General features: G+C 65.0%; 20 protein-coding genes and 2 pseudogenes. 14 read left to right on the top strand and 8 right to left on the bottom strand.

What is annotated here, in order from left to right:
- Nucleotides 1-77 precede the first annotated feature (77 nt).
- The gene (locus LH400_RS03395; protein ID WP_229151255.1) at nt 78-887 is read right to left on the bottom strand and encodes an MmyB family transcriptional regulator; all 810 of its coding nucleotides are present in this window, start codon (nt 885-887) and stop codon (nt 78-80) included.
- Nucleotides 888-1,020: 133 nt separating this feature from the next.
- Between LH400_RS03395 and LH400_RS03390 the strand changes: the two genes are divergently transcribed.
- A complete protein-coding gene (locus LH400_RS03390) occupies nt 1,021-1,419 on the top strand; it encodes a hypothetical protein (RefSeq protein WP_229151222.1) in 399 nt (132 codons plus the stop codon).
- A 20-nt stretch (nt 1,420-1,439) separates the two neighbouring features.
- The gene (locus tag LH400_RS03385; RefSeq protein WP_229151221.1) at nt 1,440-1,763 is read left to right on the top strand and encodes a DUF1330 domain-containing protein; all 324 of its coding nucleotides are present in this window, start codon (nt 1,440-1,442) and stop codon (nt 1,761-1,763) included.
- Nucleotides 1,764-1,889: 126 nt separating this feature from the next.
- Here the strand turns inward: LH400_RS03385 and LH400_RS03380 are convergent.
- Nucleotides 1,890-2,525, bottom strand: a pseudogene (locus tag LH400_RS03380) (DUF3363 domain-containing protein); the annotation flags it as partial.
- Nucleotides 2,474-3,426: pseudogene (locus LH400_RS03375) on the bottom strand (type IV secretory system conjugative DNA transfer family protein); the annotation flags it as partial. The pseudogenes LH400_RS03375 and LH400_RS03380, both read right to left, overlap by 52 nt.
- A gap of 393 nt (nt 3,427-3,819) precedes the next feature.
- Between LH400_RS03375 and LH400_RS03370 the strand changes: the two are divergent.
- Entirely contained in the window at nt 3,820-5,373 is a 1,554-nt protein-coding gene (locus tag LH400_RS03370; RefSeq protein WP_229151220.1) for an ISL3 family transposase, read from the top strand.
- A gap of 152 nt (nt 5,374-5,525) precedes the next feature.
- Here the strand turns inward: LH400_RS03370 and LH400_RS03365 are convergent, their stop codons facing one another.
- Nucleotides 5,526-6,131 carry a TetR/AcrR family transcriptional regulator gene (locus tag LH400_RS03365; RefSeq protein WP_229151219.1) on the bottom strand — a complete coding sequence of 202 codons (606 nt, stop codon included), beginning with the start codon at nt 6,129-6,131 and terminating at the stop codon, nt 5,526-5,528.
- A gap of 313 nt (nt 6,132-6,444) precedes the next feature.
- On the opposite strand from LH400_RS03365, the gene LH400_RS03360 reads away from it, so the two are divergent.
- From LH400_RS03360 to LH400_RS03350, 3 genes are read left to right on the top strand one after another with little or no spacing between them, the layout of a single operon-like run.
- A complete protein-coding gene (locus LH400_RS03360; protein ID WP_229151218.1) occupies nt 6,445-7,476 on the top strand; it encodes an HlyD family secretion protein in 1,032 nt (343 codons plus the stop codon).
- A complete protein-coding gene (gene rbbA / locus LH400_RS03355; protein WP_229151217.1) occupies nt 7,473-10,250 on the top strand; it encodes a ribosome-associated ATPase/putative transporter RbbA in 2,778 nt (925 codons plus the stop codon). The genes LH400_RS03360 and rbbA overlap by 4 nt, the downstream gene beginning before the upstream one ends.
- Before the next feature lie 3 nt (nt 10,251-10,253).
- Entirely contained in the window at nt 10,254-11,366 is a 1,113-nt protein-coding gene (locus LH400_RS03350; protein ID WP_229151216.1) for an ABC transporter permease, read from the top strand.
- 281 nt (nt 11,367-11,647) lie between these two features.
- Here LH400_RS03350 and LH400_RS03345 read toward each other — a convergent pair whose 3' ends face one another.
- The 4 genes from LH400_RS03345 to LH400_RS03330 all read right to left on the bottom strand — a co-directional run bounded on the left by LH400_RS03345 (nt 11,648) and on the right by LH400_RS03330 (nt 15,994).
- Entirely contained in the window at nt 11,648-12,733 is a 1,086-nt protein-coding gene (locus LH400_RS03345; protein WP_229151215.1) for an ABC transporter ATP-binding protein, read from the bottom strand.
- 64 nt (nt 12,734-12,797) lie between these two features.
- Nucleotides 12,798-13,682 carry a carbohydrate ABC transporter permease gene (locus tag LH400_RS03340; RefSeq protein WP_229151214.1) on the bottom strand — a complete coding sequence of 295 codons (885 nt, stop codon included), beginning with the start codon at nt 13,680-13,682 and terminating at the stop codon, nt 12,798-12,800.
- Nucleotides 13,675-14,634, bottom strand: a complete 960-nt coding sequence (locus LH400_RS03335; RefSeq protein WP_370638317.1) for a carbohydrate ABC transporter permease — start codon at nt 14,632-14,634, stop codon at nt 13,675-13,677. Before LH400_RS03335 ends, LH400_RS03340 begins: the two co-directional genes overlap by 8 nt.
- A gap of 64 nt (nt 14,635-14,698) precedes the next feature.
- Nucleotides 14,699-15,994 (bottom strand): extracellular solute-binding protein, encoded by a 1,296-nt coding sequence (locus tag LH400_RS03330; protein WP_229151213.1) that lies wholly within the window; start codon nt 15,992-15,994, stop codon nt 14,699-14,701.
- 178 nt (nt 15,995-16,172) lie between these two features.
- Between LH400_RS03330 and LH400_RS03325 the strand changes: the two genes are divergently transcribed.
- The 8 genes from LH400_RS03325 to LH400_RS03290 all read left to right on the top strand — a co-directional run bounded on the left by LH400_RS03325 (nt 16,173) and on the right by LH400_RS03290 (nt 25,359).
- Complete coding sequence (locus LH400_RS03325) at nt 16,173-17,378, top strand: ROK family transcriptional regulator (RefSeq protein WP_229151212.1); 1,206 nt, start codon at nt 16,173-16,175, stop codon at nt 17,376-17,378.
- A gap of 45 nt (nt 17,379-17,423) precedes the next feature.
- Complete coding sequence (locus tag LH400_RS03320; protein ID WP_229151211.1) at nt 17,424-18,521, top strand: Gfo/Idh/MocA family protein; 1,098 nt, start codon at nt 17,424-17,426, stop codon at nt 18,519-18,521.
- A gap of 33 nt (nt 18,522-18,554) precedes the next feature.
- Entirely contained in the window at nt 18,555-19,196 is a 642-nt protein-coding gene (locus LH400_RS03315) for a ThuA domain-containing protein (RefSeq protein WP_229151210.1), read from the top strand.
- Nucleotides 19,197-19,339: 143 nt separating this feature from the next.
- Nucleotides 19,340-20,398, top strand: coding sequence for a sugar phosphate isomerase/epimerase family protein (locus LH400_RS03310; protein ID WP_229151209.1), 1,059 nt, complete (start codon nt 19,340-19,342; stop codon nt 20,396-20,398).
- 11 nt (nt 20,399-20,409) lie between these two features.
- Nucleotides 20,410-21,579: a Gfo/Idh/MocA family oxidoreductase gene (locus LH400_RS03305; protein ID WP_229151208.1), complete on the top strand. Its 1,170-nt coding sequence runs from the start codon at nt 20,410-20,412 to the stop codon at nt 21,577-21,579.
- A gap of 262 nt (nt 21,580-21,841) precedes the next feature.
- The gene (locus LH400_RS03300) at nt 21,842-23,377 is read left to right on the top strand and encodes a sugar ABC transporter ATP-binding protein (protein ID WP_229151207.1); all 1,536 of its coding nucleotides are present in this window, start codon (nt 21,842-21,844) and stop codon (nt 23,375-23,377) included.
- Nucleotides 23,367-24,365 carry an ABC transporter permease gene (locus LH400_RS03295; RefSeq protein WP_229151206.1) on the top strand — a complete coding sequence of 333 codons (999 nt, stop codon included), beginning with the start codon at nt 23,367-23,369 and terminating at the stop codon, nt 24,363-24,365. The genes LH400_RS03300 and LH400_RS03295 overlap by 11 nt, the downstream gene beginning before the upstream one ends.
- A gap of 28 nt (nt 24,366-24,393) precedes the next feature.
- Nucleotides 24,394-25,359: an ABC transporter substrate-binding protein gene (locus LH400_RS03290; RefSeq protein WP_229151205.1), complete on the top strand. Its 966-nt coding sequence runs from the start codon at nt 24,394-24,396 to the stop codon at nt 25,357-25,359.
- Nucleotides 25,360-25,444: the final 85 nt, after the last annotated feature.

Below are 25,444 nucleotides of genomic sequence, written 5' to 3'. Positions count from 1 at the left end.
GCCTTCATGGGCTTCGTTCATCTCGCATGTGCCATGATCTGGCTAAAATGAATGCAGACACGTCCTGGTGTCAGAATTCATGTCCCATCGTCAAGCACCGCCATCATATTCGCCGTTTCCTTATCCGTCGGGAAGAAAGCCTCGATCGTAACTTCGGACAACGTGACATCGACCGCCGTGCCGAAAACAGTTGTTGTGGCTAGGAAAGACAGTGGCTCGGCATTGCTTTTGAGCCGGAGGGGCACCGCGATCGCCTGAGAGTGTCCGGGTACGGCAAGATCCGACCGGGCCGCGACCGGAACCGGAACCGGGAACGCCTCCAACTCGTTCCGTAGCGCCGCAAGCACCGGATCGGCCGAGCGCTCGATTTCACGGCCGAGGCGGGTCAGGACGTGATGGCGCCATTCCGCCAGATTGAGGATGCGCGAAGCCAAGCCTTCAGGGTGGAGGCTCAAGCGCAGAACATTCACGTCCCCGTCCAGAAGGTGTGGCGCGACGCCGGCCAGCAGGTGGTGCACGGCGGCGTTCGCGGACAGCAATGTCCAGTGGCGATCCACCGCCAGTGCCGGATGGGGAAGGTGCCCTCGCAGGATTCGGTCGATGATCTCCCGCGCAATGGAGAGATCGGGGGCATCCAAGGGGCGCTGCGGGAAGAACGGCGCGTAACCTGCAGAATGAAGCATAACGTTGCGATCACGCAGCGGTACGTCAAGCTGGCGGCTCAGTTGCAGGACCATGTCGCGGCTTGGATGCGACCGCCCGGATTCCAGGAAGCTGAGATGCCTTTGGGAGATGCCCGCGTCGAGCGCAAGCGCGAGCTGGCTGAGGCGGCGGCGCTGACGCCACTGTCTCAGCAGGAACCCGAAACTGTCCGCATGCGCTTTCATCCGGCCATCGTAACCGGCACGACGCAGCGCGACCATTACCTCCAAGGTAATCGCCACAAGACCATCGCTGCACGATGATCACTCCATCATTTCGCTACCCAGGATGGGTGGCCACCCGTAGATGGAGAAAACCATGACCAACCACGGACGTCGACTTTCCTTGCAGACCATCCTCGCCCTCGATGCCGCGACCTGCGCGGCGATGGGCATGCTGTTGGTCTTCGCATCCGGACCGATCGCGGGGCTAACGGCAATCCCCGGATCTTTCCTGTTCTTTGCGGGCCTGCTGCTGCCGCCGATTGCGGTCTTCATGGCAATTTTCACCCGAACCGCGACCGTCCCCTCCTGGGCCGTCCAGGTGATCGTCGCAGGCAACGTGCTCTGGGTTCTGGGCAGCGTGATCCTGCCAGTCACCGGGCTGATAGCGCCCAACGGTCTGGGATGGCTCTTTCTTCTGATGCAGGCCATCATCGTCGCCCTGTTCGCGGGCCTCGAATGGGGTGGGCGGCACCATTCTGCCGCCGTCGCCTGATTCCGGGAAAGGAGAGCTTCATGACCTGCTATGCCGTCGGCCATCTGCGCAATGTCGAGATGGGCAAAGAAATCGTCGCCTATCTCGAAGCCATCGACTCCACGCTGGCGCCGTTCGAGGGACAGTTTATCATTCATGGCGGGCAGAAACACATGCTCGAAGGAGCCTTCGCCGGCGACCTGATCGTGATCGCCTTTCCGGACCTGGCGCGGGCCCGGGCATGGTATGCATCCTCGGCCTATCAGGACATACAGCCGCTACGGACGAAAAACGCGGAAGGCGACGTGTTTCTGATCGAAGGCGTGGATTCCGATCACAGGGCCACGGACATCCTTTCATCCTGAACAACTCCGGAGACTAAAGACAGACCGTGCCCTCGCACCACGCCTCGAATCAGACATCGGTTCAGCGTGCAGCATCGGTCGAGATGGGCTCAAAGCAGCCGTTTGTTCACCCACGCTGACCGGTTCTCACCGCCCCAGCCCCCTCTCACGCCCGAAGCTCCAGTCGACACCGCCATCGCCGCGCGTAACGCCCGAGACGTGGCGGCCGAGATGTTTCTCCATCGACGGTGTCCACGGTACGAGTTGGAAACCGAGACCGTCGTCGATCATCGCGAAGCGGCCCGAGGCGAGCGACGGGCGCTGACGATAGGCGCCCGCGACAAGTTCGCCGCTGGCCGCGCGCTGGAACGGTTGCCCGGTCTGAGCCGCCAGCTTCTCGCCGACTTCCTCGAGTTCGCGCCGGCATAGCGTGTCGATGAGATTGCGGCTGAAGACGATGCGCCGACCTTGCCGCTCGGCGAGGCCTTCTCCGATCAAATGCTCCGCCCGCCTGTCGAGCGCACCGCGCACTTCCGCGCCGAAACCGCCTTCGGAGAGTGCAGCGGGCTCGCGCGCGATATTCTGCCGGTCGAGCCAGGTCGCGCCGGACGCGGTCACCTGCCGTTCGATGTCGAGATCGGGGCGCACCGCGAGCGCGACTCGGCGGTTCCCGCGAGAATCGTCATAGGCGCGCAGCTCGACGATCGAGCCCGGTGCGCTGTCGCCTGCAGCATTGAGGTCGGCGAGCTTGACGTGATGGCTTCTTCCGTCAACGCTAGCGACTCGCGGGCCGCGCTTGCGATGACCGGATGTGGGCCGTTCTCACCCAGATGCGCGGTGTTCATCATCGCGGAAAGCGTCGTCTCAATTGGGCGCCTCGGGTCGGAAAGGAAAGCGGCGACGCCTGCCAGCGTCTTGTCCATCTCGGCATAGAGGACATGGAGGATGGCGCCGACCAGAAGCGCGTGGCTGGTCTTCTCCCGGTGATTGCGCTTTTCGAGCGAGCCTTCGGGATCGACCAGAATGTCTGCAATGTTCTGGACGTCTCGCACCTCCCATTCGCCGCGACGCACTTTGAGCAGCGGATTGTAGGCCGACGAGTTCGGTTGGTTGGGTCGAACAGCAGCACGCGGCCGTGTCGGGCGCGAAAGCCTGCCGTGAGCTGCCAGTTTTCTCCCTTGATATCATGAACGATGGCGGAGCCCGGCCAGGTCAGAAGCGAGGGGATGACGAGGCCGACGCCCCATCCCGAGCGCCTGGGCGCGAAACACAAGACGTGCTCCGGTCCCTGATGGCGCAGGTAACGGCCCTGGAATTTGCCGAGCACGACGCCGTCGGGTCCGAGCAGACCAGCGGCCTTGATTTCATCCGGCTTTGCCCAGCGTGCCGACCCATAAGCGTCGACATTCTGCGCTTCGCGCGCACGCCAGACGGACATGAGGATCGCGACCGCGATAGCGATGAACCCACCGGAGGCTGCGATAATCGCGCCCTCGATGAAGATCGGCGGCGCAAAGGCGTCGTAGAAATACCACCACCAGAAGAAGGCGGGCGGATAGTGGATCGGCCAGCCCGATATCTCGAACCAGGGTGCGCCGAGCTGCGGCTGAAATCCGAGACGCCACGCCGTCCACTGTGTCGCCGCCCACATTGTGGAGAAGACTATCGTGAAGACGATGAGGATCTGACCTCAAAGAATTTTCGTACCCGACATGGCCCGTATTCCAAGCAAATATTGGCACGATGGGGACCATGACCGGGACCAGCAAGCCCACTGCTTCTCCAGTCGTAGGAACAGTGGCTAACGGTTAAAAATCGGCGGGTTGACGATGTGCGAGAGCGCTAGCGGGTGGCTGCAAGCGGAATCCGGTTGCCGGGCGAAACGGTGTTCGGACAGGTTCGGAGGATGCCCGCTACGCCAAGAAGCGGATATTGGTCCGCGGTCTTAACCGCAACTAGCGCGGACTGTGTCAAACGGCTTTGGAACGGGACCCCTCATCGGCGTCCAAATGGGGGTCTGACTCACAACTGATGCAGTTGAGGAGCGGACTGGCGATTTCTGAAGGAGGTCGCCGCAATGCCCACTGTCATTTCGCTGTCTTCGCTCATTCCGGCCGGGCTTACGGTCGAGCAGTTCGAGGCCTGTGACGACATCCTTGTCGTGACCGCATCCGCTCGAAAGAAGCAGGCGGCATGTCCCTCCTGCGCATCGCCTGCACGCCGGGTACATAGTCGGTACGTTGGGCGTGTGGCGGACCTTCCGTCGGCGGGAAGGCCAGTTCGGTTGCGGTTGATCACGCGCCGGTTTCGGTGCGACGTTGTCACCTGCCGGCGCAAGATCTTCGCCGAGCGCTTCGGTGAGGCTGTTCCGGAGCGGGCGCGGCGCACCGGCCGGATGGAGTGCATCGTCCATCATCTCGGGCTGGCGCTCGGTGGTCGACCGGCGGCCAGCTTCGCCGAGCGCTTGATGATGCCGGTCAGCAACGACACGCTGCTCCGTGTCGTCCGGCGCCGGGCGCGACAGCGCAACGATCCTCTGATCGCCGTCGGCATCGACGACTTCGCGTTCCGCCGGAACCATCGTTACGGCTCTATCATCTGCGACCTTGAGCGGCGCCAGATCGTCAAGCTTCTGCCGGACCGGGAGATCGCCACCGTTGCGGCATGGCTCGCCGATCACCGGGATATCCGGATCGTCTCTCGCGATCGGGGTGGCGGCTATGGTGAGGCAGCGGCGCTCGCGTTGCCGGAAGTCGTTCAGGTCGCGGACCGATGGCACCTGATGGAGAACGCCAGCGCGGCCTTTCTCGACGCGGTGAGGAAGTCGATGAAGCCGATCCGCGCCGCGCTCGGAGCGACGACTATCGACCCGAAGCTCCTGACTTCCGCGGAGCGGATCCAGTACGAAGGCTATCTGCGGCGGGAGGAGATGAATTGGGTCGTCGCGAGCCTTGCGGCCGATGGCCTCGCGATCAAGGAGATCGTTCGGCGAACAGGTCGGAGCCGCAAGCTGGTTCGTCAGATTGTCCGCGGCGAGCGCACCGATGTATTCCGGACGCGACAGGGGTCACTCGACCCGCACCTTCCCTATCTCGACGCCCAGTGGGACGCAGGCTGCCGGAACGGTGCCGAGCTCTGGCGTCGCGTCCGCGCCCAAGGCTACAGGGGTTCGCTCCGCGTCGTCGGTGAATGGGCGACGCGACGCAGACGGTCAGAACAGATCTCGGCGTCCGAGCTTCGCAGGATCCCGTCCGCGAGGACCATCATCCGTCTGATGACGCTGAAGCGAGATCATCTGACGAAGGCGGAGACGGTCGTGGTTGCCGCGATCGAAGCCGGCGTGCCCGCCTTGGCCGAGGCGAGAGCGCTGATCGACCGCTTCCACGCAATGATCCGCAGCCGCGCAGAAGGAGATCTCCCGCCCTGGATCCACGACACCGAGGCGACCCTGCTCGCGTCGTTCGCTTGCGGCATCCGGAGGGACGCATCCGCAGTTCGCGGCGCAATCTCTGAGCCATGGTCGAACGGCCAGACGGAAGGCCAGGTCAACAAGCTCAAGCTCGTGAAACGGCAGATGTACGGCCGGGCCAAGCTCGATCTCCTCGAAGCGCGCCTCCTCGGCGCTGCTTGATCGTCATCGGGAGTGCGTCAGACCCCAAAATTTTGCATGCCGAAACACATTGCTTGCCCTACCGGACCCTTCCCACCACGAATTTGGTTGTTGTTCGCCGATGCGCCGGACTGCGGTCGGAGCAAGAATATCGCCATGTCGAACAGCCGTCGTTACGGCTCGGCGAAGATCTGTCTGAAAAGCCGATCGATGTAGTCGCGCATCTCCTCGATGTGCGCGGGACGGCCGCGTAAGAGAAGACGAGCAACAATAGCGCCAACGAACATATCGATGATGATCTCCGTATCTGCGTCCGAGCGCAGGGTGCCATCGGCTTTCGCGCGTTCGATTATCTTGCCGAACAGGACGCGTCTCGGCTCGAGATCGCTTGCGTTGTAAGCGGCCATGATGTCCGGATGATCGCAGATCGAACCAATCAGCCGCGCCAGGATTTGGGTGTAGCCAAACAGAGCCTCTATCGTCTCCGTTTTCCGGTACAACTGCCAAATCTCGCGTAAACTCATCGTCTCCCATGGACCGAGCGCGGCTTCGGTTCGCTCGCGCATGTGCACAACCGCGTGGACGAACAGGTCCTCCTTGTTTTTGTAGCGACGATAGACGGCCGCTCGCGTCGTACCCGCGCGCCTTGCGATCTTCTCGATACTCGCCTCTTCGACTCCGACAGCGATCAACAATTCCAGAGCAGCGTCCAGTACCGCTTCATCGGTCCGCTGATCCCTGGGCCTGCCGACGGGCCGACTCCTATTTTCGTTCTGCACGGCCGTCCTCCTCGTTCGGGGTCCTGGGCGGCAACAGCGCAATCCAGTCCGGTGCGGGAAGAACGGACTCCATTCGCGTCGACATCCCATGCAGTGTCACCTTACAAATATGATACAGTATCGTATTGATTCAAAATTCATGATATGCAAGACAACTCCCGAACGATCACCGAGAATATCCACCAGTTTGAGCGGGAATCCAGCCAATGATGGCCCGGCCCATACCGGGTCGACCGTCAGCCCACCGAGAGCGACGCGTATGCTTGGACGACTGAAACGGCTCTTCAGTAATCCCTGGTTCTGGCTGGCGCTCATGTCGGCTGCGGTCGCCGCCGGCTGGTATCTGACCCAGCGCTTGGCGGAGGAGGAATTGCCAACCGGCATCGCCCGGGGCAATGGCCGCGTCGAGGCGGTCGCCATCGACATATCGGCTCGCACCGGCGGCCGGATCAGGGATATCCTTGCGCATGAGGGCGAGACGGTGTCGGCTGGCCAGGTTCTCGCCCATATGGATACCCAGCAGCTCGACGCGCAGTTGCGGGAGGCGCGTGCGCAGTTGCAGCGCGGCCGAATCGGCAGAGACGTGGCGGAGAGCGGCGTCTTACAGGCGGAGGCCGAACATTCGGCTGCCCTTGCCGTCGTCGCGCAGCGCGAAGTAGAACTCGGCTCTGCCGAGGGCCGGCTCAACCGTTCGCAACATCTCGTCGAGCGCAACACCGTTCCCCAGCAGACCGTGGACGATGACCGCGCCCGCGTCGAGGGCGCGCGGGCAGCGCTCGATGCGGCACGCGCAGGGGCCGCCGCCGCCGCCGCCGGCATTTCCACCGCGCGGGCGGGAATCGTGGATGCCGAAGCGGCTGTCGAGGCGGCCGAGGCGGCCATAGAGCGCATCCAGGCCGAGATCGACGACAGCGCGTTGCGCTCGCCACGGGATGGTCGGGTGCAGTATCTCGTGGCCCAACCAGGCGAGGTGGTCGCCGGCGGCGGCCGGGTGCTCAACCTGATCGACCTCCGTGATGTCTACATGACCGTCTTCCTGCCGACGGTGGAGGCCGGACGCCTCGCCATCGGCTCGGGGGCGCGCATCGTGCTCGACACCGCCCCGGGCGTGGTCATCCCGGCGGAGGTCTCGTTCCTCTCCGATGTCGCGCAGTTCACGCCGCGCACTGTCGAGACGACCGAGGAGCGGCAGGGTCTGATGTTCCGGGTCCGGGTGCGCGTTGCGCCGGAGCTTCTTGAAAGGCATGCCGACTATGTCAAACCGGGGCTGCCGGGCGTCGCCTATGTCAAGATCGACCCGGCGGCGGAATGGCCAGAAAGCCTACGTACCGGGCTGCTCGAATGAGCGGGTCGGCCCATTCCAGCGAGGGTCCAACTCTCGCGGCGCGGGTGCGCTCCGTCAGTCATGCCTTTAAGAAGACCCGTGCGCTCGACGACGTCTCGGTCGACTTCCCGGCTGGCAAGATGCTGGGCCTGATCGGGCCCGACGGCGTCGGCAAATCGACGCTCCTCTCGCTGATCGCCGGGGCGCGCAAGGTCCAGGCCGGCGAGGTCGAAGCGCTGGGCGCCGACATGCGAAAGGCACGTGATCGCAGCGCGATCGGGCCCCGCATCGCCTATATGCCCCAAGGGCTCGGCAAGAACCTCTATCCGACACTTTCCGTGTTCGAGAATGTGGATTTCTTCGGCCGTCTCTTCGGCCATGCCCGCAAGGAACGCGAGCGCCGCATCCATGAGCTTCTGGCCGCCACCGGTCTCGATCCCTTTCCGGATCGCCCGGCCGGCAAACTCTCCGGCGGCATGAAGCAGAAGGTCGGCCTGTGCTGCGCGCTGATTCACGACCCAGACCTCCTCATCCTCGATGAACCGACAACCGGCGTCGACCCGCTGGCCCGGCGGCAGTTCTGGGAACTGATCAACGGCATAAGGGCGAACCGGCCCGGCATGGGGGTGATCGTCGCAACTGCCTATATGGATGAGGCGGCCGAGTTCGACTGGCTCGTCGCCATGGACGGCGGACGCGTGCTCGCGACGGGCACGCCGGCCGAGCTTCAGGAAAAGACCGGGACTGCCTCGCTCGATGAAGCTTTCATCGCCCTGCTACCCGAGGAAAGACGCAGCCACCATCGGAAGGCGCATATTCCGCCCCGGCCCGAGGATGGGGACGAAGAACCGGCGATCGAGGCCGATGGGCTGACCATCCGCTTCGGCACCTTCACTGCGGTGGACAATGTCAGCTTTCGCATCCCTCGCGGTGAGATCTTCGGCTTCCTCGGATCGAACGGCTGCGGCAAGACGACGACCATGAAAATGCTGACCGGCCTCCTGCCGGCCAGCGAGGGCACCGCGAAGCTGTTCGGGCACGAGGTCGATCCGCACGATCTCGATACGCGCCGGCGCGTCGGCTACATGTCGCAGTCCTTCTCGCTCTATTCCGAGTTGACCGTTCGGCAGAACCTCGACCTGCACGCCCGCCTCTTCCAGATGCCGGCCAACGACATACCGGGCCGCATCGAGGAGATGGTGAAGCGCTTCGATCTGACCGAGGTGCTGGGCGCGCTGCCCGACGCCTTGCCGCTCGGCGTTACCCAGCGCCTGTCGCTGGCCGTCGCCATGATCCATGCCCCCGAAATCCTGATTCTCGATGAGCCGACATCCGGCGTCGATCCCATCGCGCGCGATGCGCTGTGGCAGAGCTTCGCCGATCTATCGCGCAAGGACGGCGTGACCATCTTCATCTCCACCCACTTCATGAACGAGGCGGAGCGCTGCGACCGCATCTCGCTGATGCATGCCGGCAAGGTGCTGGTGTCAGACACGCCGACCGCCATCGTCGAGAAGCGCGGCAGCGCCGATCTCGAAGAAGCCTTCGTCTCCTATCTGGAGGAGGCGATCGAGGAAGAGGGCGGCGAGGTCACCAAGCCGGAAGCGGACGTCGCCTCTGATATCGTCCATGCGATCGGGCCCGGGCATCTGCCTGCGCAGAGGCGCTGGCTCGATCCGCGGCGCATCATGAGCTATGCTCGGCGCGAGGCGCTGGAACTGCGCCGCGACCCGATCCGCGCCTCCTTCGCCTTCATCGGCAGCTTGGTGCTGCTGTTCGTCCTCGGCTACGGCATCAGCATGGATGTCGAAGACCTGCCCTTCGCGGTTCTCGACCACGACCAGACAACGCTCAGCCGCGATTATACGCTCGACATCTCGGGCTCGCGCTATTTCATCGAACGCCCTCCGATCCTCGACCATGCCGATATGGACCGGCGAATGCGCAGCGGCGAACTCAGCCTCGCCATCGAGATACCGCCTGGCTTCGCCCGCGAGGTGGCGGCTGGCCGCGACGTGGAAATCGGCGGATGGCTCGACGGCTCCATGCCCTCGCGCGCCGAGACCGCTCAGGGCTATGTCGACGGGCTGCACGCTCACTGGTTGATGCGGCAGGCAAGGGAAGTTCATGGAGATCGGGCACTGGCAGCCGATTTCCAGCTCGAGACGCGATTCCGCTACAACCCCAACATCGAGAGCCTCATCGCCATGGTGCCGGCCGTCATCGGCTTGGTGCTACTGTTCATCCCTACCATGCTGGCGACGCTCTCGATCGTGCGGGAAAAGGACCTCGGCTCTATCGTCAATCTCTACGTCACACCCGTCACCCGGCTGGAGTTTCTGCTCGGCAAGCAGATTCCCTATGTAGGCCTCGCGATGGTGAACCTCGCGATGATGACCACCTTCGCCATCCTCGTGCAGCGCGTCCCATTCACCGGCAGCGTCCTTGCCTATGCGCTAGGGGGCCTCCTCTACGCCATAGCGGCAACCGGGCTCGGGCTGTTTATCTCCAGCTTCATGAACAGCCAGATCGCCGCGATCTTCCTGACCACCGTCGTCACCATGACGCTGGCCGTGCAGTATTCCGGCATGATCGATCCCATTGCCTCCATGGAGGGCGAGGCCGCGCTGATCGGGGCGATCAACCCGGCGAGCCATTTCGTGACCGTTTCGCGCGGCGCCTTCTCCAAGGCGCTTGGCTTCGGCGATCTCGCCGCCTCGCTCCTGTCGCTGCTCGCGGCCGGACCGGTCCTGCTCGCCTTGAGCGTGTTCTTCCTCCGGAAGCAGGCGCGCTGACCCATGCGGATATCGACCATCTGGCGTCTGGGCATCAAGGAGCTTTGGAACCTTCTTCGCACGCCCGCACTGCTGGCGCTGATCGGCGCGGTGTTCACGATCCAGATCTATGCGGCGGCGGTCTCGATGCCCTTCACACTCAACAGGGCGCCGATCTCCATCGTGGACGAGGACGCCTCGCCACTGTCGGCGCGCATCGCCTCGGCGTTCTACCAGCCCCATTTCGGCCCGCCGCAAGCGATTACCCTTTCGGAGATGAACCGGCGCATGGACGAGGGCATCGACACCTTTGCGCTCGTCATCCCGCCCAACTTCCAGCGCGATCTTTTGGCCGGCAGCGAACCGGCCATGCAGCTCAACGTCGACGCCACGCGGATGACGCAGGCTTTCACCGGCGCCGGCTACGTGCAGGCGATCGTATCGGGCGAGATCTCTGAATTCCTCCAGCGTTACCGCGTCGCCGCATCCGTCCCCGTTGATCTGGTGCTACGCGCCCGCTTCAACCCCGAGCTCAATCCCAATTGGTTCAGCGCGATGATGGAGGTCGTCAACAATGTCGCGCTGCTCTCCGTCATCCTGGCCGGCGCGGCGCTTATCCGGGAGCGCGAGCGCGGTACGATCGAACACCTTCTCGTCATGCCAGTGACGCCTGCGGAAATCATGCTCGGCAAGATCTGGCCGATGGCGGTGGTGGTGATGGGCGCGGCGTTTTTCTCCATTACCGTCGTGGTGCAGACATGGCTGGCCATTCCTGTGGCGGGCTCGCTTTGGCTCCTGATGCTCGGCATGGCGCTCCAGCTCTTTGCGACGACCTCGCTCGGCATCTTCCTCGCCACCATCGCCGGCTCCATGCCGCAGTTCGGGCTGCTGCTGATGCTCGTGCTGTTTCCGCTCCAGATCCTCGCCGGCGGACTGACGCCGGTCGAGAACATGCCTGCGGGCCTGCGCATCCTCCTATCGCTCGCGCCCGACACGCATTTCGTCGCGCTGTCGCAGTCGATCATGTTCCGAGGCGCAGGGCTCGACGTCATCTGGCCGCAGCTTCTCAGCCTCGTCGCCATCGGCCTCGGCTTCTTTTCGTTCTCGTTGTGGAGATTCCGTTCGTCGCTGCGCTAGTCATTGTGATCAGTGCCACGGTTGGCCGATTAGCCGTGGACGCCCTTAAGCCGCACCCAATGCTCGCGTCTGGGATAATGCTGGTTTCATCCCACTGCCAATACCTATCCTCGAACTGCTTCCGGTTCGAGAAGGCATATCAGGATGTGATCTCCAAGTTACGTTGAAAGATGAATAAACGGCGGCCAGATATCGAACGACGTCTCTGTAGCTGCATAGAGAGTTTGACACTATGACTCTCAGATGCGACGGCGGCGAACGTCACTTCTTTCTCGGTTGTCCTACCGCTCGGGCAGGCGCTGGCCGGTCGCGGCGTCGAAGAGGTGGATCTTCTGGCGCTGCAGCCGGAGGGCGACGGGTTCGCCGGGTTTGCGGATCGACCAGTCGCGGAATGCGCCGAGCAGCTGCTCGGGGCCGAGGGTCGCAAGGACCTGCGTCTCGGCGCCGGTCGGCTCCACCAGGGCGATCTCGCCGACCGCGTCCGTCTCGCCGCCGGGAGCGGCCGGCTCGACATGCTCCGGCCGGACGCCGTAGACGACGGCCTGTCCTGGCGAGGCCTTGACGCGTGCGGGCAGGGGAAGCGCCAGGCCCTTTGCCGAGCGGAAGGCCGGCGCGCCGTCGCCGGCGGTGATCTCGCCCGCGATCAGGTTCATCGAGGGCGAGCCGATGAAGCCGGCGACGAAGATGTTGGCGGGCTTCTCATAAAGGTCCAGCGGCCGGCCGATCTGTTCCACCCGGCCGCCATTCATGACGACGATCCGGTCGGCCATGGTCATCGCCTCGATCTGGTCGTGGGTGACGTAGACCATGGTGGTCTTCAGCCGCTGGTGCAGCGACTTGATCTCGCCGCGCATCTGGACGCGCAGCTTGGCGTCGAGATTGGAGAGCGGCTCGTCGAACAGGAACACCTTCGGGTCGCGCACGATCGCCCGGCCCATGGCGACGCGCTGGCGCTGGCCGCCGGACAGCTCCTTGGGCAGGCGACCCAGCAGCGGCGTCAGGTCGAGGATCTCCGCCGCCCGGTCGACCGCAGCCTGCTTTTCCGCCTTCGACGCGCCGGCGAGCTTCAGCGAGAAGGCCATGTTCTCGGCGACCGTCATATGCGGATAGAGCGCATAGTTCTGGAACACCATGGCGATGTCGCGGTCCTTGGGCGCGAGGTTGTTCACCACCCGCTCGCCGATCCTGATGTCGCCGCCGGTGATCTCCTCCAGTCCGGCGATCATCCTGAGAAGCGTCGACTTGCCGCAGCCGGACGGGCCGACCAGGATGACGAACTCGCCGTCCTCGATGTCGATCGACACGCCGTGCAGGACCGGATGATGGCCGAAGGACTTGCGGACCTCTTCCAGCGCGATCGTCGCCATGGCATGCGGTTCCTTGTCTTGGTGGGGACAGCCGGCGCGGCGGCCGGCCTGAAGCGTTTTGGCGTCAGCCCTTGACCGCGCCGGCGGTCAGCCCGGCGACGATGTGCTTCTGGGCCGCGAAGAAGACGATGATGGTCGGCAGGATCGTCAGGGTGATGAAGGCGAGGACGAGCTGCCAGTCGGTCGAGTACTCGCCCTGATAGACCATGATGCCGAGCGGCCAGGGATATTTCTCCCGGCTGTTCAGCATGATCAGCGGCATGATGTAGTTGTTCCAGGAATTGACGAAGGCGACGATGGCGACCGTGGCGAGGATCGGCCGCGACAAGGGCAGGGTGATGTACCAGAAGAAGCGGATATAACCGGAGCCGTCGACCAGCGCGGCGTCGAACAGCTCTTTCGGCACGTTCCGGAAGAAATTCCGGAACAACAGGATCGCCATGCCGAGGCCGAAGGCGACCTGCGGCAGGACGACGCCCATATAGCTGTCGAGGAGGCCGAGGTCGCGGATCCGGATGAACAGCGGCAGGATGGCCGTGGCGATCGGGAACATCAGCCCGAGCAGGAAATAGTTCATCAGGAAGCCCGAGCCGAAGAAGCGCACATGGGCGAGCGAGAACGCCGCCATTGCGGCGACCGCCAGTGTCAGGATCGTGGTGAGCCCGGCGATGATGAAGGAGTTCATCAGCATCTGCCAGTACCGCATGCTGAAGAGGATCTCGGTGTAGTTCGACCATTGCCACTCGCTCGGCAGGCCGAACGGGTTGACCCGGAGATCGCCCAGCGTCTTGAAGCCGCCGAGCGCGGTGGTGAGAAGCGGGACGAGGACGATCGCGGCGACGACGAACAGGCTGCCGTAGATGTAGAGCCGGGCGACGAAGCTCGGACGCCGGCGGCTCTCGGCATAGCTCGGACTGGCGGCGGGTGCGGTGGCGGCGAGGTCAGTCATTCTTCATGAAGATCCGTCTGTAGCCGAAAGCGAGGACGACGCAGATCAGGAACAGGACGACGCCGATGGCGCTGCCGAAACCGACCTTCATGCGCGTGATCCCGTAGGTGTAGAGGAAGGTGACCATGGTCTGGGTCGAGTTCGACGGCCCGCCGCCGGTGAGCGGCATGATCATGTCGAACAACTGCAGCGAGCCGATCACCGCGAAGAATACCGACAGGCGGATGGTCGGGGCCAGCAGCGGCAGGGTGACGTTGGTGAACTTCTGCCATGGGGTGGCGCCGTCGAGATCGGCGGCCTCGTAGAGCGACTTGTCGATCGACTGCAGCCCGGCGATGAACAGCATCATGTGGAAGCCGAAATACTTCCAGACCACGACCGCGAGGACGGCGTAGATGGCGATGTGGCGGTCGGCGAGGACGTAAGGGGTGGCGACGTTGAGCAGGCTGGCGATCGAGGCGACGAGGCCGTAGTCGCCGTCGTAGATGAAGCGCCAGATGAGACCGGCCGCGACGTCGGCGAGGACATAGGGCAGGAAGAAGATCAGCCGGAAGGCCGTCGCGCCGGGAATCCGGTTGGAGACGAGCGTCGCCAGCCACAGCGCCAGCGGCAGCTGCAGGACGATCGAGACGAGGATGATCAGGCCGTTATTGGTCAGCGCGGTACGGAAGGCGCCGTTCCCCAGCAGGATCTCGAAGTTGCGCAGGCCGACATAATCCTCCGGCCGGCCATAGCCGCTCCAGTCGAACAGCGAATACCAGCCGGCCTCGCCGATCGGCAGGATGACGAAGATGGTAAAGAGGAGGATTGCCGGCGGCAGGAACAGGACGAGCACCGGCCAGGTGCGGCCGAGATTGCGCTCGCGGGCGCTGTAGCCGCGCTTCCAGCTCGGCCGGCGCGGGGTCTCGACGAGCGGGCTCTCCTGCGAGACCAGGCCTGTGGCGTTTGCCATCGGTGGTTCTCCCGTAAGTTCGCTCCGGCCGCCGGGCGGTTCCCCGCGGCCGGAGCGATGCCGGCTACTGGTCGAGTTCGAAGGCGTCCTGGATCTCTTGCGCCGCTTCTTCCGGCTCCATCGCGCCGGAGACCACTTCGACGGTGACGTCGTTGACGACGCGGCCGACCGAGGGGCCGAGATCCTGGTCGAGGAACAGCTGGTGGAAGTGGGACTTGCCGAGCGTGTCGGAGAAGCCCTTGACGATCGGGTCCTTCAGCCCGGCATCGGCGCCCTTGGCGGCGGGGATCAACATGCCCGCCTCCGCCATCTTCTGCTCGGCCTCCTCGCTGGTGAAATACTTCACGAAATCGATCGCCTCGGGGGAGGCGCCCCGCGAGACCGCCCAGCAGTTCACCCCGCCGAACGTGCTGGAGGGATCGCCCGCCCCCCCTTCCACGACCGGGAAAGCGAAAGTGCCGAGATCCTCGCGCGAAATGCCCTTGCCGTCGGCGGCTGCTGCCGCCTGCCGGTTGGCACTGTCGTCGAAGGTGAGCAGCATGGCCGCGCGCTTGTCGCCGAAGAGGGCGAGCGTGTCCTGCCAGCGTGTGCCGAGATAGCCGGGCTGGAAGGGCTCGATCTTGCCGAGTTCCTGCAGCTTCTCAAATGCCTGGACGAAGGGTTTCGCGGTAAAGCCGCCGTCTTCGCCGGCCTTTGCCTGCTTGAATGCCTCTTCGCCGCCGAGCCGCAGCGCGAGATAGGACCAGTAGAAGTGCAGCGGCCATTTGTCGCCGCCGCCGCCGGCGATCGGCGTGATGCCGGCCGCCTTAAGCTTCTTCACCGCGTCGATGAAATCGGCCCAGGTGTTGATCTTCGAGGCGTCGACGCCGGCCTTCTCGAACATCGGCTTGTCGTAGAAGAAGCCGATCAGGCTCATCTTCAGCGGCACGCAGAGGGCTTTGCCGTCGATCGTGACGCCGCGCATGGCGGCGGGGAGGTAGGTCTTCTCCCAGGCGCCGCCATCGGCCTGCATCTTCTCGGTGAGGTCCTGCACGGCGCCGGCCTTGTACTGGGCCTTCAGGACGCCGCCGGTCCAGGAATAGAAGAGGTCGGGCGCGTCGCCCGACTGCAGGAGCGTCGGCAGCTTCGCCTTGAACGCCTCGTTCTCGAGGAATTCGAGGTCGATCTTCACGTCCGGATGCTTCGCCTCGTAGGCGTCGGCGAGCTTGCGCCAGACGTCGACATAATTCGGGTTCACCTCGACATGCATCAGGCGAACGGTGGTTTCGGCCTGCGCCTCGACTGCGGCGAACGGCGCCGCGAGCAGGAAGCAGCAGACGGCTGCGCCGCGCGCCAGGCGCGCTCGGAGTGGTTGAGACATCGGTTCCTCCCTTTGCCGGCGATTTTTCGCGCTTGGCGGATTTAATACGATGCCTTTCCCGGCAGACTGTCAAGCACTCCGCATCATTTTTTAGCGAAGCCGGCCAAAACGTGCATTGACAGCGGGTTTTCGGACGCGCTTATTTCCGGGCTCGGAATTAAATGGCGTGCGAGCGGATATGAAGACGGGCGATCCGGAACTGATGCGGGAGATCAACCGCTTCCATATCCTCAACATCATCCGCCGCCATGGGCCGATCTCCCGCGTGGAAATCTGCAATCGCGGCGCGCTCTCTTCCACCACCGTCTCGGCGATCACCGGCTCGATGATCGAGGACGGCATCATCGAGACCCGGCCGGTCGGCGGCATCCACGAGCCGACGAGGGGCCGGCCGCGCGTCATGCTGCAGCTGAATGCCGAGGCCGCCCGCGTCGTCGGGGTCAAGATCGGGCTTCACCAGATCACCGTCGCGGTGACCGACTTTCGCGGCGACGTCCTGGCGAGCCTGGAGCTCCCCTTGCGCGTCAAGCGCCAGCCGGTCTCGGTCGTCGCCGACATCGTCGAGGACATCATCCGCCGCGCGGTGGTCGATGCCGGTCTGACGATGAAGGCGATCGACAGTGTCTGCACGACCATGCCCGGCATCGTCGAATACGGCACTGGCATGGTTCGGATCAGCCCGATCTTCAGTACCCGCGACATCGCGTTCGGGGAGGAGGTCGGGCGCCGGCTCGGCGTCCGCGTCATCGTCGAGAGCGACGTCAATGCCGCGACGCTCGCCCAGCAATGGTTCGGCAATTGCCGCGACCTCGCCGACTTCGTCGTCGTTTCGCTGGAACAGGCAATCGGCCTCGGCGTCCTGCATGGCGGGGAGCTCTTTCGCGGCGCGCGCGGCCTCAGCCTCGACATCGGCCGCATGGTGATCGGCACGACGCCGAGCGGCAAGCTCCTGCGCCTCGTCGATCTCGCCTCGGAACAGGCGATCGTCACCGGGTTGGAATCCGATCCGGCGATCGCCGACGCGGCTTACGTCGGGCGGGGCCTGCGCCACGCCGTCGACCATCTCGGCAAGGGCGACGGGGCCGTGCACGATCTGGTCGAGCGGGCAGGACGCTTCGTCGGCATCTCCGTCGCCAACATCGTCTCGCTCTTCGCGCCGCCGAAGATCGTCCTCGTCGGCTCGCTGCTCTCGCTCGGCGATCCCTTCGTCAAGGCGATCGGCTGCGGCTTCGAGGAGGCGGTCGCCGAACCCCTGGCCGAAGTCACCCAGATCGTCGTCGAGCCCTTCTCCGATGCGCTGTGGGCGCAAGGGGCGGCGGCGATCGCGCTTCGCGAGCTCTACGGCTCGCCCTGGAACACCACCGGGCCGGTCCAGACCGGCTGAGGGCGCCTCGGGAGGAGCGCGCCGCATCAATTGGGAGGAAGATCCATGCAACCCGTCGGTATCGGCATCATCGGCTGCGGCAATATCAGTGCCGCCTATCTGAAGGCCGCGAAGTCCTTTCCCGTTCTCGCCATCAAGGCGCTCGCCGACCGCGACCAGGCGGCGGCGCAGAAGCGGTCGGAGGAGTTCGGCATTCCTGCCGTCTCCGTCGCGGCGCTTTTAGCGGACCCCGAGATCGAGATCGTCCTCAATCTGACCATCCCCGGCGCGCATGTGAAGGTCGGGCTCGAGATCCTGAAGGCCGGCAAGCACGCCTATTCGGAAAAGCCGCTCGGCATCGACTTCGCCGATGCGACGCGCCTCGTCGAGGAAGCGGGCAAGCGCAGGCTTCGACTCGGCTCGGCGCCCGATACCTTCCTCGGCGGCGCCCATCAGGCGGCGCGGGAATTCGTCGACGAGGGGAATCTCGGGTCACCGGTCGGCGGCACCGCCTTCTTCATGTGCCCCGGGCACGAGCGCTGGCATCCCAACCCCGACTTCTACTATCAGCGCGGCGGCGGCCCGATGCTCGACATGGGACCTTACTACATCACCGATCTCGTCAACATCCTCGGCCCGGTCGCCCGGGTCGCCGCCATGGCGCCGCAGCCGCGCAGGGCCCGCACCATCACCAGCGAGCCGAAGAAGGGGCAGACGATCGACGTGGAAGTGCCGACCCACGTCGTCGGCATGCTGGAGTTCCATTCCGGCGCCGTCGCCTCGATCACCATGAGCTTCGACGTCGCGGCCCACAAGCATCTGCCGCTGGAGATCTACGGCACCGAGGGCAGCCTGATCGTGCCGGACCCCAATCATTTCGGCGGCGAGGTGAAGTTTCTGAAGAAGGGCGGCGAGTGGACGGACGTCCCGGTCGCGCGACCCTATGCCGACGGCAACTACCGCTCGATCGGACTTGCCGACATGGCTGCGGCGATCCGCCAGGACCGACCGCACCGGGCAAGCGGCGATCTCGCGCTGCATGTCCTCGAAGTAATGGAGGCAATCGGCAAGGCGGCCGAAACCCGCCGCACCATCGACATCACGACGCGGCCGGAGCGCCCGCAGCCGCTCGCCCAGAGCGCCGGCCTCGACCGGCTCGCCTGAACCCCACGTCAACTTATCCTGGAGAACACCGTCATGAAGGAAGCGCTCATCGTCTGGGGCGGCTGGAGCGGCCACGAACCCAAGGAAGGCGCGGAAATCGTCGGCCAGATGCTGGAGGCGGAAGGTTTCAAGGTCTTCACCGAGAACACGACGGAAGCCTTTGCCGACCCCTCGATCCGCGAGCTCAGCCTGATCGTACCGATCGTCACCATGTCGAAGATCGAGAAGGAGGAATTGTCGAACCTCGTCGAGGCGGTCAAGGGCGGCGTCGGGCTCGGCGGCTATCACGGCGGCATGGCCGATAGCTTCCGCGATCAGCCGGAATACCAGTTCATGGTCGGCGGCCAATGGGTCGCTCATCCCGGCAACATCATCGACTACCGCGTCGACGTGACGAGGCCCGACGATCCGATCATGCGGGGGATCGACAGCTTCCCCTATCGGTCCGAGCAGTATTTCATGCATGTTGATCCGTCGAACGAGGTGCTGGCGACGACGACGTTTGCCGGCGACCATGCCGAATGGATCGACGGCGTGGTGATGCCGGTCGTCTGGAAGAAGCGCTACGGCAAGGGCCGGGTCTTCTATTCATCGCTCGGCCATGTCGTTTCGGAATTCGCCGTGCCTCAGATGAAGGAGATCCTGCGCCGCGGTCTCCTCTGGGCCGCGGCCTGAACGGTCGCGGATGCAACCGAAAAGCGGTGGGCGCACCGCTTCAATTCATTGAGCGCCTATGCCAATCTTCCGGCAAGGGCAGTCCCGGCAAGAGGACTGTCCGGCGTCCGGGAGGAGACGGGCGCCGGACCGGGAGGATGGACATGAAGACGATGAAGGGGCCGGGGATCTTCCTCGCCCAGTTCGCAGGCGACGACGCGCCGTTCAACGACCTCAGATCGATCGCCGAATGGGCGGCCGGCCACGGCTATAAGGGCGTGCAGATCCCGAGCTGGGACGCGCGCCTGTTCGACCTGAAACAAGCCGCCGAATCGAAGACCTATTGCGACGAGGTGACGGGCATCTGCCGCGAGGCCGGTGTCGAAATTACCGATCTGTCGACGCATCTGCAGGGCCAGCTCGTCGCCGTGCATCCGGCCTTCGACGAGGCCTTCGACGGGTTTGCGGCGCCGGAGGTGCGCGGCAACCCGAAGGCCCGGCAGGAATGGGCCGTCGAGCAGCTGAAGATGGCGGCGAAGGCTTCGGCGCATTTCGGCTTCAAGAGCCATGTCACCTTTCCCGGCGCGCTCGCCTGGCCGTTCCTCTACCCTTGGCCGCAGCGACCGGGCGGGCTGATCGACACCGCCTTCGAGGAACTGGCGAAACGCTGGGTGCCGATCCTCGATGCCTTCGACGAAGCGGGCTGCGACGTCGGCTACGAGATCCATCCGGGCGAGGACGTCTTCGACGGCGCGACCTTCGAGATGTTCCTGGAAGCCTGCGGGAACCATCCGCGCTGCCAGATCAACTACGACCCGTCGCATTTCGCACTTCAGATGCTCGACTATGTCGAATTCATCGACATCTATCACGAGCGGATCTGCGCCTTTCACGTCAAGGACGCGGAGTTCAACCCGACGGGACGGCAGGGCGTCTATTCCGGCTACCAGCCCTGGCTGAAGCGGGCGGGCCGGTTCCGCTCGCTCGGCGACGGCCAGGTGGACTTCGCCGCGATCTTCTCCAAGCTCGCGGAATACGACTACGATTCCTGGGCCGTCCTCGAATGGGAGTGCGCCATCAAGGACGCCGAACAGGGCGCCGCCGAGGGTGCGCCCTTCATCGCCGGTCACATCATCACCGTGACCGAGAAGGCGTTCGACGATTTCGCGTCGGGCGGGACGGACGAGGCGGCGAACAAGCGCATGCTCGGCATTTCGGGCTGAGGGAGGACACGATGGCTATCGAAGGACGCGACGACACCCATTCCGGCCGCATCCGCCTCGGCATGGTCGGCGGCGGCGAGGGCGCCTTCATCGGCGCCGTGCATCGCATGGCAAGCCGCCTCGACGACAGGTTCGAGCTCGTCGCCGGGGCGCTCTCCTCGACGCCGGAGAAGGCGAAGCGGTCCGCCGCCGCGATCGGGCTCGACCCGGCCCGTAGCTATGGCTCCTATGAGGAGATGGCGAGCGCCGAGAAGGGGCGGGAGGACGGCATTGAGGCGGTGGCGATCGTCACGCCGAACCACATGCACTTCCCGGTGGCCAAGACCTTTCTCGAGGCCGGCTTCCACGTCATCTGCGACAAGCCGATGACGACGACCCTGGCCGAGTCGCGGGACCTCGCCGGAATCGCAAGGTCGTCCGGCAAGGTCTTCGTCCTCACCCACAACTATACCGGCTATCCGATGATCCGGCAGGCGCGGGCGATGGTGGCGGCCGGCGACCTCGGCAAGATCCGTGTGGTAGTGGCCGAATATGCGCAGGACTGGCTTGCCGAAAGGGCCGAGGATGCCGGCTCCAAGCAGGCCGGCTGGCGGGTCGATCCGGCAAAGGCCGGCGCGGGCGGGGCGATCGGCGATATCGGCACCCATGCGCACAATCTCGCCTGCTTCGTCACCGGCTTGAAGGTGGAAAGGCTCTCGGCGGATCTTTCGAGCTTTGTCTCCGGCCGCAAGCTCGACGACAACGCCTCGATGCTCCTGCGTTTTGCGGGCGGGGCGAAGGGCATGCTGTGGGCGAGCCAGGTGGCGGTCGGCAACGAGAACGGCTTGACGCTCCGGATCTATGGCGACAAGGGCGGCCTCGAATGGTGCCAGGAGGAGCCGAACCGGCTGTGGTTCACGCCGCTCGGGGAGCCGAAGCGGCTTTTGACGCGCAACGGCGCCGGCGCCGGACCCGCCGCCACAGCCGTCAGCCGCATCCCGGCCGGCCATCCCGAGGGCTATCTCGAGGGCTTCGCGACGATCTATGCGGAAGCCGCCGAGCTGATCCGGGCGGCGGACGAAGGCCGCGCGCCGCCGGAGGGCCTCTGCCTGCCGACGATCGAGGACGGCATCGACGGCCTCGCCTTCATCGAAGCCTGCGTGAAGTCGTCGAGGGAGGATGGCGCTTGGGTGGCGCTTTGACCCGGCGAGGTGCCACAGGCGGCCGAGTTCGCCGGTCACCGGCCTCCGCGACAAGCCGCGACCATCAAAGCCTCGTCATTCTCGGGCCCCGTCCCGAGAATCCGGGGGCAACTGCCGGGGCTCCGGCGGTTTGCAGCGGGCGCAATTCAGGCGCACGGCGCTCGACGATTTCTGGACTCTCGGGACGGGGCCCGAGAATGACGAAGGCGCGTGGAAGAGGCGCAGCGCTCTCTCTGCGATTGTCCTCTCGAAAAGGGGCGGCATGACCGCCCACCCCGAACCGATCCTCGAAGCCCGCCGCGCGTCGAAATCCTTCGGCCCCGTCGAGGTGCTGCACGGCATCGGCTTCGCTCTCCGCCCCGGCGAGGTGCATGCGCTGATCGGCGAGAATGGTGCCGGCAAGTCGACGCTGATGAAGTGCCTTGCGGGCTACCAGCCGGTGTCGTCGGGCGAGATCCTCCTGAACGGCGAGCCGGTGCAATTCGCCGACAGTGAGGCGGCGGAGAAGGCCGGCGTGGTCCTGATCCATCAGGAGTTCAATCTCGCCGAACAGCTGTCGGCGGAGGAGAACATCTTTCTCGGCCGCGAGATGAAGCGCGGCCTGTTCCTCGACCGCAAGGCGATGCGGGCGAAGGCCGAAGAGCTGCTCGAAGAGCTCGCGACGCCGGTCGACACGCGGCTGCCCGTGTCGAAGCTATCGGTCTCGCAGAAGCAGATGGTCGAGATCGCCAAGGCGCTCGTGCGCAACGCCCGCGTCCTGATCATGGACGAGCCGACGGCGGTTCTCACGAGCCGCGAGGCCGAGGTGCTGTTTACCCAGATCGACCGGCTGAAGGCGGCCGGCGTCGCGATCCTCTACACCTCGCACAAGCTGGACGAGATCGCCCGGATCGCCGACGAGGTCACGGTGCTGCGCGACGGCGCCTTCGTCGCCAATGGCAAGACGGCGGACATGTCGCCGGACCGCATGGCGGAGCTGATGGTCGGGCGAGAGCTGAGCGATCTCTTTCCGAAGAAATCGCCGGAGGCCGCGAACGAGGTCGTCCTGTCGGTGCGCGACTTCGAGGTGCCGGGCCATGTGGAGACCGCGAGCTTCGAGCTGAAGCGCGGCGAGATCCTCGGCTTTGCCGGCCTCGTCGGCGCCGGCCGCACCGAACTGATGGAAGGCATCATGGGCCTGCGCCCGGCCAGCGGCACGATCAGCCGGAACGGGTCCGCGGTCCGCATCCGGGACGCCGCCGAGGCGACCCGGCACGGCCTGGCCTATCTCACCGAGGACCGCAAGGGGCGCGGGCTGCTGCTCGACTACGGCATGCGCGAGAACCTGACGCTGCTCGGCCTCGACCGCTTTTCCGGCATCTTCGTCGACGAGGCGGCGGAGGAGGCAGCGCTCGACGCCGCGATCCGGCGGTTCGACATCCGCGCCGGATCGAAAACGATGAAGGTCGGAAATTTGTCGGGCGGCAACCAGCAGAAGCTGCTGCTCGCCAAGACTATGCTGGTCGAGCCGGAGATCGTCATCCTCGACGAGCCGACGCGCGGCATCGACATCGGCACCAAGCAGCAGATCTACGCCTTCATCCAGGAGCTCGCGCGCGAGGGGCGGGCGGTCATCGTCATTTCCTCGGAGATGTCGGAGGTGATCGGCCTCTGCCACCGCGTCATCGTCATGCGCTCGGGCCGCCTGGCCGGCGAGATCGAGGGGCGCGAAATCACCGAGGAGGCGATCGTGCGCCGGGCGATGGGACTGGAGACGACGGGCGTATCGGCGAGGGAAGGGGCGGTCCATGGCGGTTGAGGCGAAGGGTCAGCCGACTCGGCGACGGTTCGCCGTTGATCTGCACGTGCTCGGGCCCTTGGTGGCGCTGGTGGCGCTCGTCATTCTCGGCATCTCGCTGAACGACCAGTTCCTGTCGTCCGGCAACGTCACCAATGTTCTCGCCCGCTCCGCCTTCATCGGCATCATCGCGGTGGGGGCGACCTTCGTCATCACCATCGGCGGACTGGACCTGTCCGTCGGCTCGATGTCCGCCTTTCTCGCCGGCGTGACGATCATCGTCCTCAACGCCCTGATCCCGAACCTGGGCGGCGGCTGGGCGACGATCCTCGTCGGCATGGCCGCCTGCCTCGCGATGGGGCTTGCCGCGGGCTGCCTCAACGGCGTCCTGATCACCAAGGGGCGGATCGAGGCGTTCATCGTCACTCTCGGCACGCTCGGCATCTTCCGCTCGCTGGTGGTGTGGCTCGCCAATGGCGGCACGCTGTCGCTCGACTTCAACCTGCGCGAGGTCTACCGGCCGGTCTATTACGGCGGGATCGCCGGCGTCGCCTGGCCGATCATCGTCTTCGCCCTCGTCGCGATCGCCGGCGAGATCGTCATGCGACGCACCGCCTATGGCCGGCACTGCGCGGCGATCGGCTCCAACGAGCAGGTGGCGCGCTATTCTGCCATCCATGTCGACCGGGTCCGGCTCGCCACCTACATGCTGCAGGGCATGCTGGTCGGCGTCGCCACCATCATGTACGTGCCGCGCCTCGGCTCGGCCTCCTCGACGACGGGCCTCCTTTGGGAGCTCGAGGCCATCGCCGCGGTGATCATCGGCGGCACCGTGCTGAAAGGCGGCTTCGGCCGCGTCTGGGGCACCGTGATCGGCGTTGTGATCCTCAGCCTGATCGACAACATCCTCAATCTGACGGACCTCGTCAGCCCCTATCTCAACGGGGCGATCCAGGGCGTCATCATCATTCTGGCCGTCGTTCTGCAACGCGGCCGAAAAGGCGCGTGACAGGCGCCATCAACCGGGAGGAACAAGCATGAAGAAACTGATGACACTGGCGGCCGGAGCGCTGGTCGCGGCCGCGCTTGCGATACCGGGCACTGCGGCCGCGCAGGACGCGGACGCAAAGGCGACGATCGGCGTGTCGATTCCTTCGGCGACGCACGGCTGGACGGGCGGCGTGAACTTCCACGCTCAGGAGGCGATCGACAGCCTGAAGAAGCAATATCCGAACCTGTCCTTCGTGCTCGCCACGGCCGGCGATCCCGGCAAGCAGGTCTCGGACGTCGAGGACATGATGGCGACGCGCAACATCGACGCGCTGGTCATCCTGCCGTTCGAATCCGACCCGCTGACGGGTCCGGTCAAGCGCGTCGCCGATGCCGGCAAGTTCGTCACGGTCGTCGATCGCGGCCTGTCGCAGCCGGGCATCCAGGATCTCTACGTCGCCGGCGACAACACCGCCTTCGGCCGGGTGTCCGGCGAGTACTTCAAGGAGAAGCTGCCGGGCGGCGGCAAGATCGTCGTCCTGCGCGGCATCCCGACCACCATCGACAACGAGCGGGTGGAGGCCTTCCAGAAGGCGGTCGAGGGCTCCAAGATCGAGATCCTCGGCATGGAGCACGGCGACTGGAACCGCGACAAGGCCTTCGAGGTGATGCAGGACTTCCTGTCGAAATACCCGAAGATCGATGCCGTCTGGGCCTCCGACGACGACATGGCGCTCGGCGTCATCGAGGCGATCAAACAGGCCGGCCGCGAGAGCGAGATGTGGGTGCTCGGCGGCGCCGGCATGAAGCAGATGATCGAGAAGGTCCAGAACGGCGACGCCATGGTGCCGGCGGACGTCACCTATCCGCCCTCTATGATCGCGACGGCCATCCGGCTGACGGCGAATCATTTCGTCACCAACGCGCCGATGGCCGGCCGCTTCGTCATCGATTCCGTCCTGGTGACGCCGGAGAACGCCAAGGAGCACTATTACCCCAACTCGCCCTTCTGATCCGCAATTGGTCAGGACGCTGCGGGATCGATGATCCGCACGGCGGCTCCCGACGCGGATCAGTCGCACCGTTTCCACGGCGGGG

It is taken from the genome of Jiella soli, assembly GCF_020615385.1.
In the GTDB taxonomy this organism is placed as follows: domain Bacteria; phylum Pseudomonadota; class Alphaproteobacteria; order Rhizobiales; family Rhizobiaceae; genus VKMB-3413.
The sequence above is the reverse complement of the archived record's forward strand: the minus strand, read 5'-3'. Positions and strand labels throughout refer to the sequence as shown.

What these genes read in the sequence shown, in the direction of transcription:
- LH400_RS03290 (WP_229151205.1), top strand. Translation starts at nt 24,394, where the DNA reads ATGAAGAAACTGATGACACTGGCGGCCGGAGCGCTGGTCGCGGCCGCG.
- LH400_RS03320 (WP_229151211.1), top strand. Translation starts at nt 17,424, where the DNA reads ATGCAACCCGTCGGTATCGGCATCATCGGCTGCGGCAATATCAGTGCC.
- LH400_RS03390 (WP_229151222.1), top strand. Translation starts at nt 1,021, where the DNA reads ATGACCAACCACGGACGTCGACTTTCCTTGCAGACCATCCTCGCCCTC.
- LH400_RS03385 (WP_229151221.1), top strand. Translation starts at nt 1,440, where the DNA reads ATGACCTGCTATGCCGTCGGCCATCTGCGCAATGTCGAGATGGGCAAA.
- LH400_RS03295 (WP_229151206.1), top strand. Translation starts at nt 23,367, where the DNA reads ATGGCGGTTGAGGCGAAGGGTCAGCCGACTCGGCGACGGTTCGCCGTT.
- LH400_RS03360 (WP_229151218.1), top strand. Translation starts at nt 6,445, where the DNA reads ATGTCGGCTGCGGTCGCCGCCGGCTGGTATCTGACCCAGCGCTTGGCG.
- LH400_RS03310 (WP_229151209.1), top strand. Translation starts at nt 19,340, where the DNA reads ATGAAGACGATGAAGGGGCCGGGGATCTTCCTCGCCCAGTTCGCAGGC.
- LH400_RS03345 (WP_229151215.1), bottom strand. Translation starts at nt 12,733, where the DNA reads ATGGCGACGATCGCGCTGGAAGAGGTCCGCAAGTCCTTCGGCCATCAT.
- LH400_RS03350 (WP_229151216.1), top strand. Translation starts at nt 10,254, where the DNA reads ATGCGGATATCGACCATCTGGCGTCTGGGCATCAAGGAGCTTTGGAAC.
- LH400_RS03335 (WP_370638317.1), bottom strand. Translation starts at nt 14,634, where the DNA reads ATGGCAAACGCCACAGGCCTGGTCTCGCAGGAGAGCCCGCTCGTCGAG.
- LH400_RS03330 (WP_229151213.1), bottom strand. Translation starts at nt 15,994, where the DNA reads ATGTCTCAACCACTCCGAGCGCGCCTGGCGCGCGGCGCAGCCGTCTGC.
- LH400_RS03395 (WP_229151255.1), bottom strand. Translation starts at nt 887, where the DNA reads ATGAAAGCGCATGCGGACAGTTTCGGGTTCCTGCTGAGACAGTGGCGT.
- LH400_RS03315 (WP_229151210.1), top strand. Translation starts at nt 18,555, where the DNA reads ATGAAGGAAGCGCTCATCGTCTGGGGCGGCTGGAGCGGCCACGAACCC.
- rbbA (WP_229151217.1), top strand. Translation starts at nt 7,473, where the DNA reads ATGAGCGGGTCGGCCCATTCCAGCGAGGGTCCAACTCTCGCGGCGCGG.
- LH400_RS03325 (WP_229151212.1), top strand. Translation starts at nt 16,173, where the DNA reads ATGAAGACGGGCGATCCGGAACTGATGCGGGAGATCAACCGCTTCCAT.
- LH400_RS03300 (WP_229151207.1), top strand. Translation starts at nt 21,842, where the DNA reads ATGACCGCCCACCCCGAACCGATCCTCGAAGCCCGCCGCGCGTCGAAA.
- LH400_RS03370 (WP_229151220.1), top strand. Translation starts at nt 3,820, where the DNA reads ATGCCCACTGTCATTTCGCTGTCTTCGCTCATTCCGGCCGGGCTTACG.
- LH400_RS03305 (WP_229151208.1), top strand. Translation starts at nt 20,410, where the DNA reads ATGGCTATCGAAGGACGCGACGACACCCATTCCGGCCGCATCCGCCTC.
- LH400_RS03340 (WP_229151214.1), bottom strand. Translation starts at nt 13,682, where the DNA reads ATGACTGACCTCGCCGCCACCGCACCCGCCGCCAGTCCGAGCTATGCC.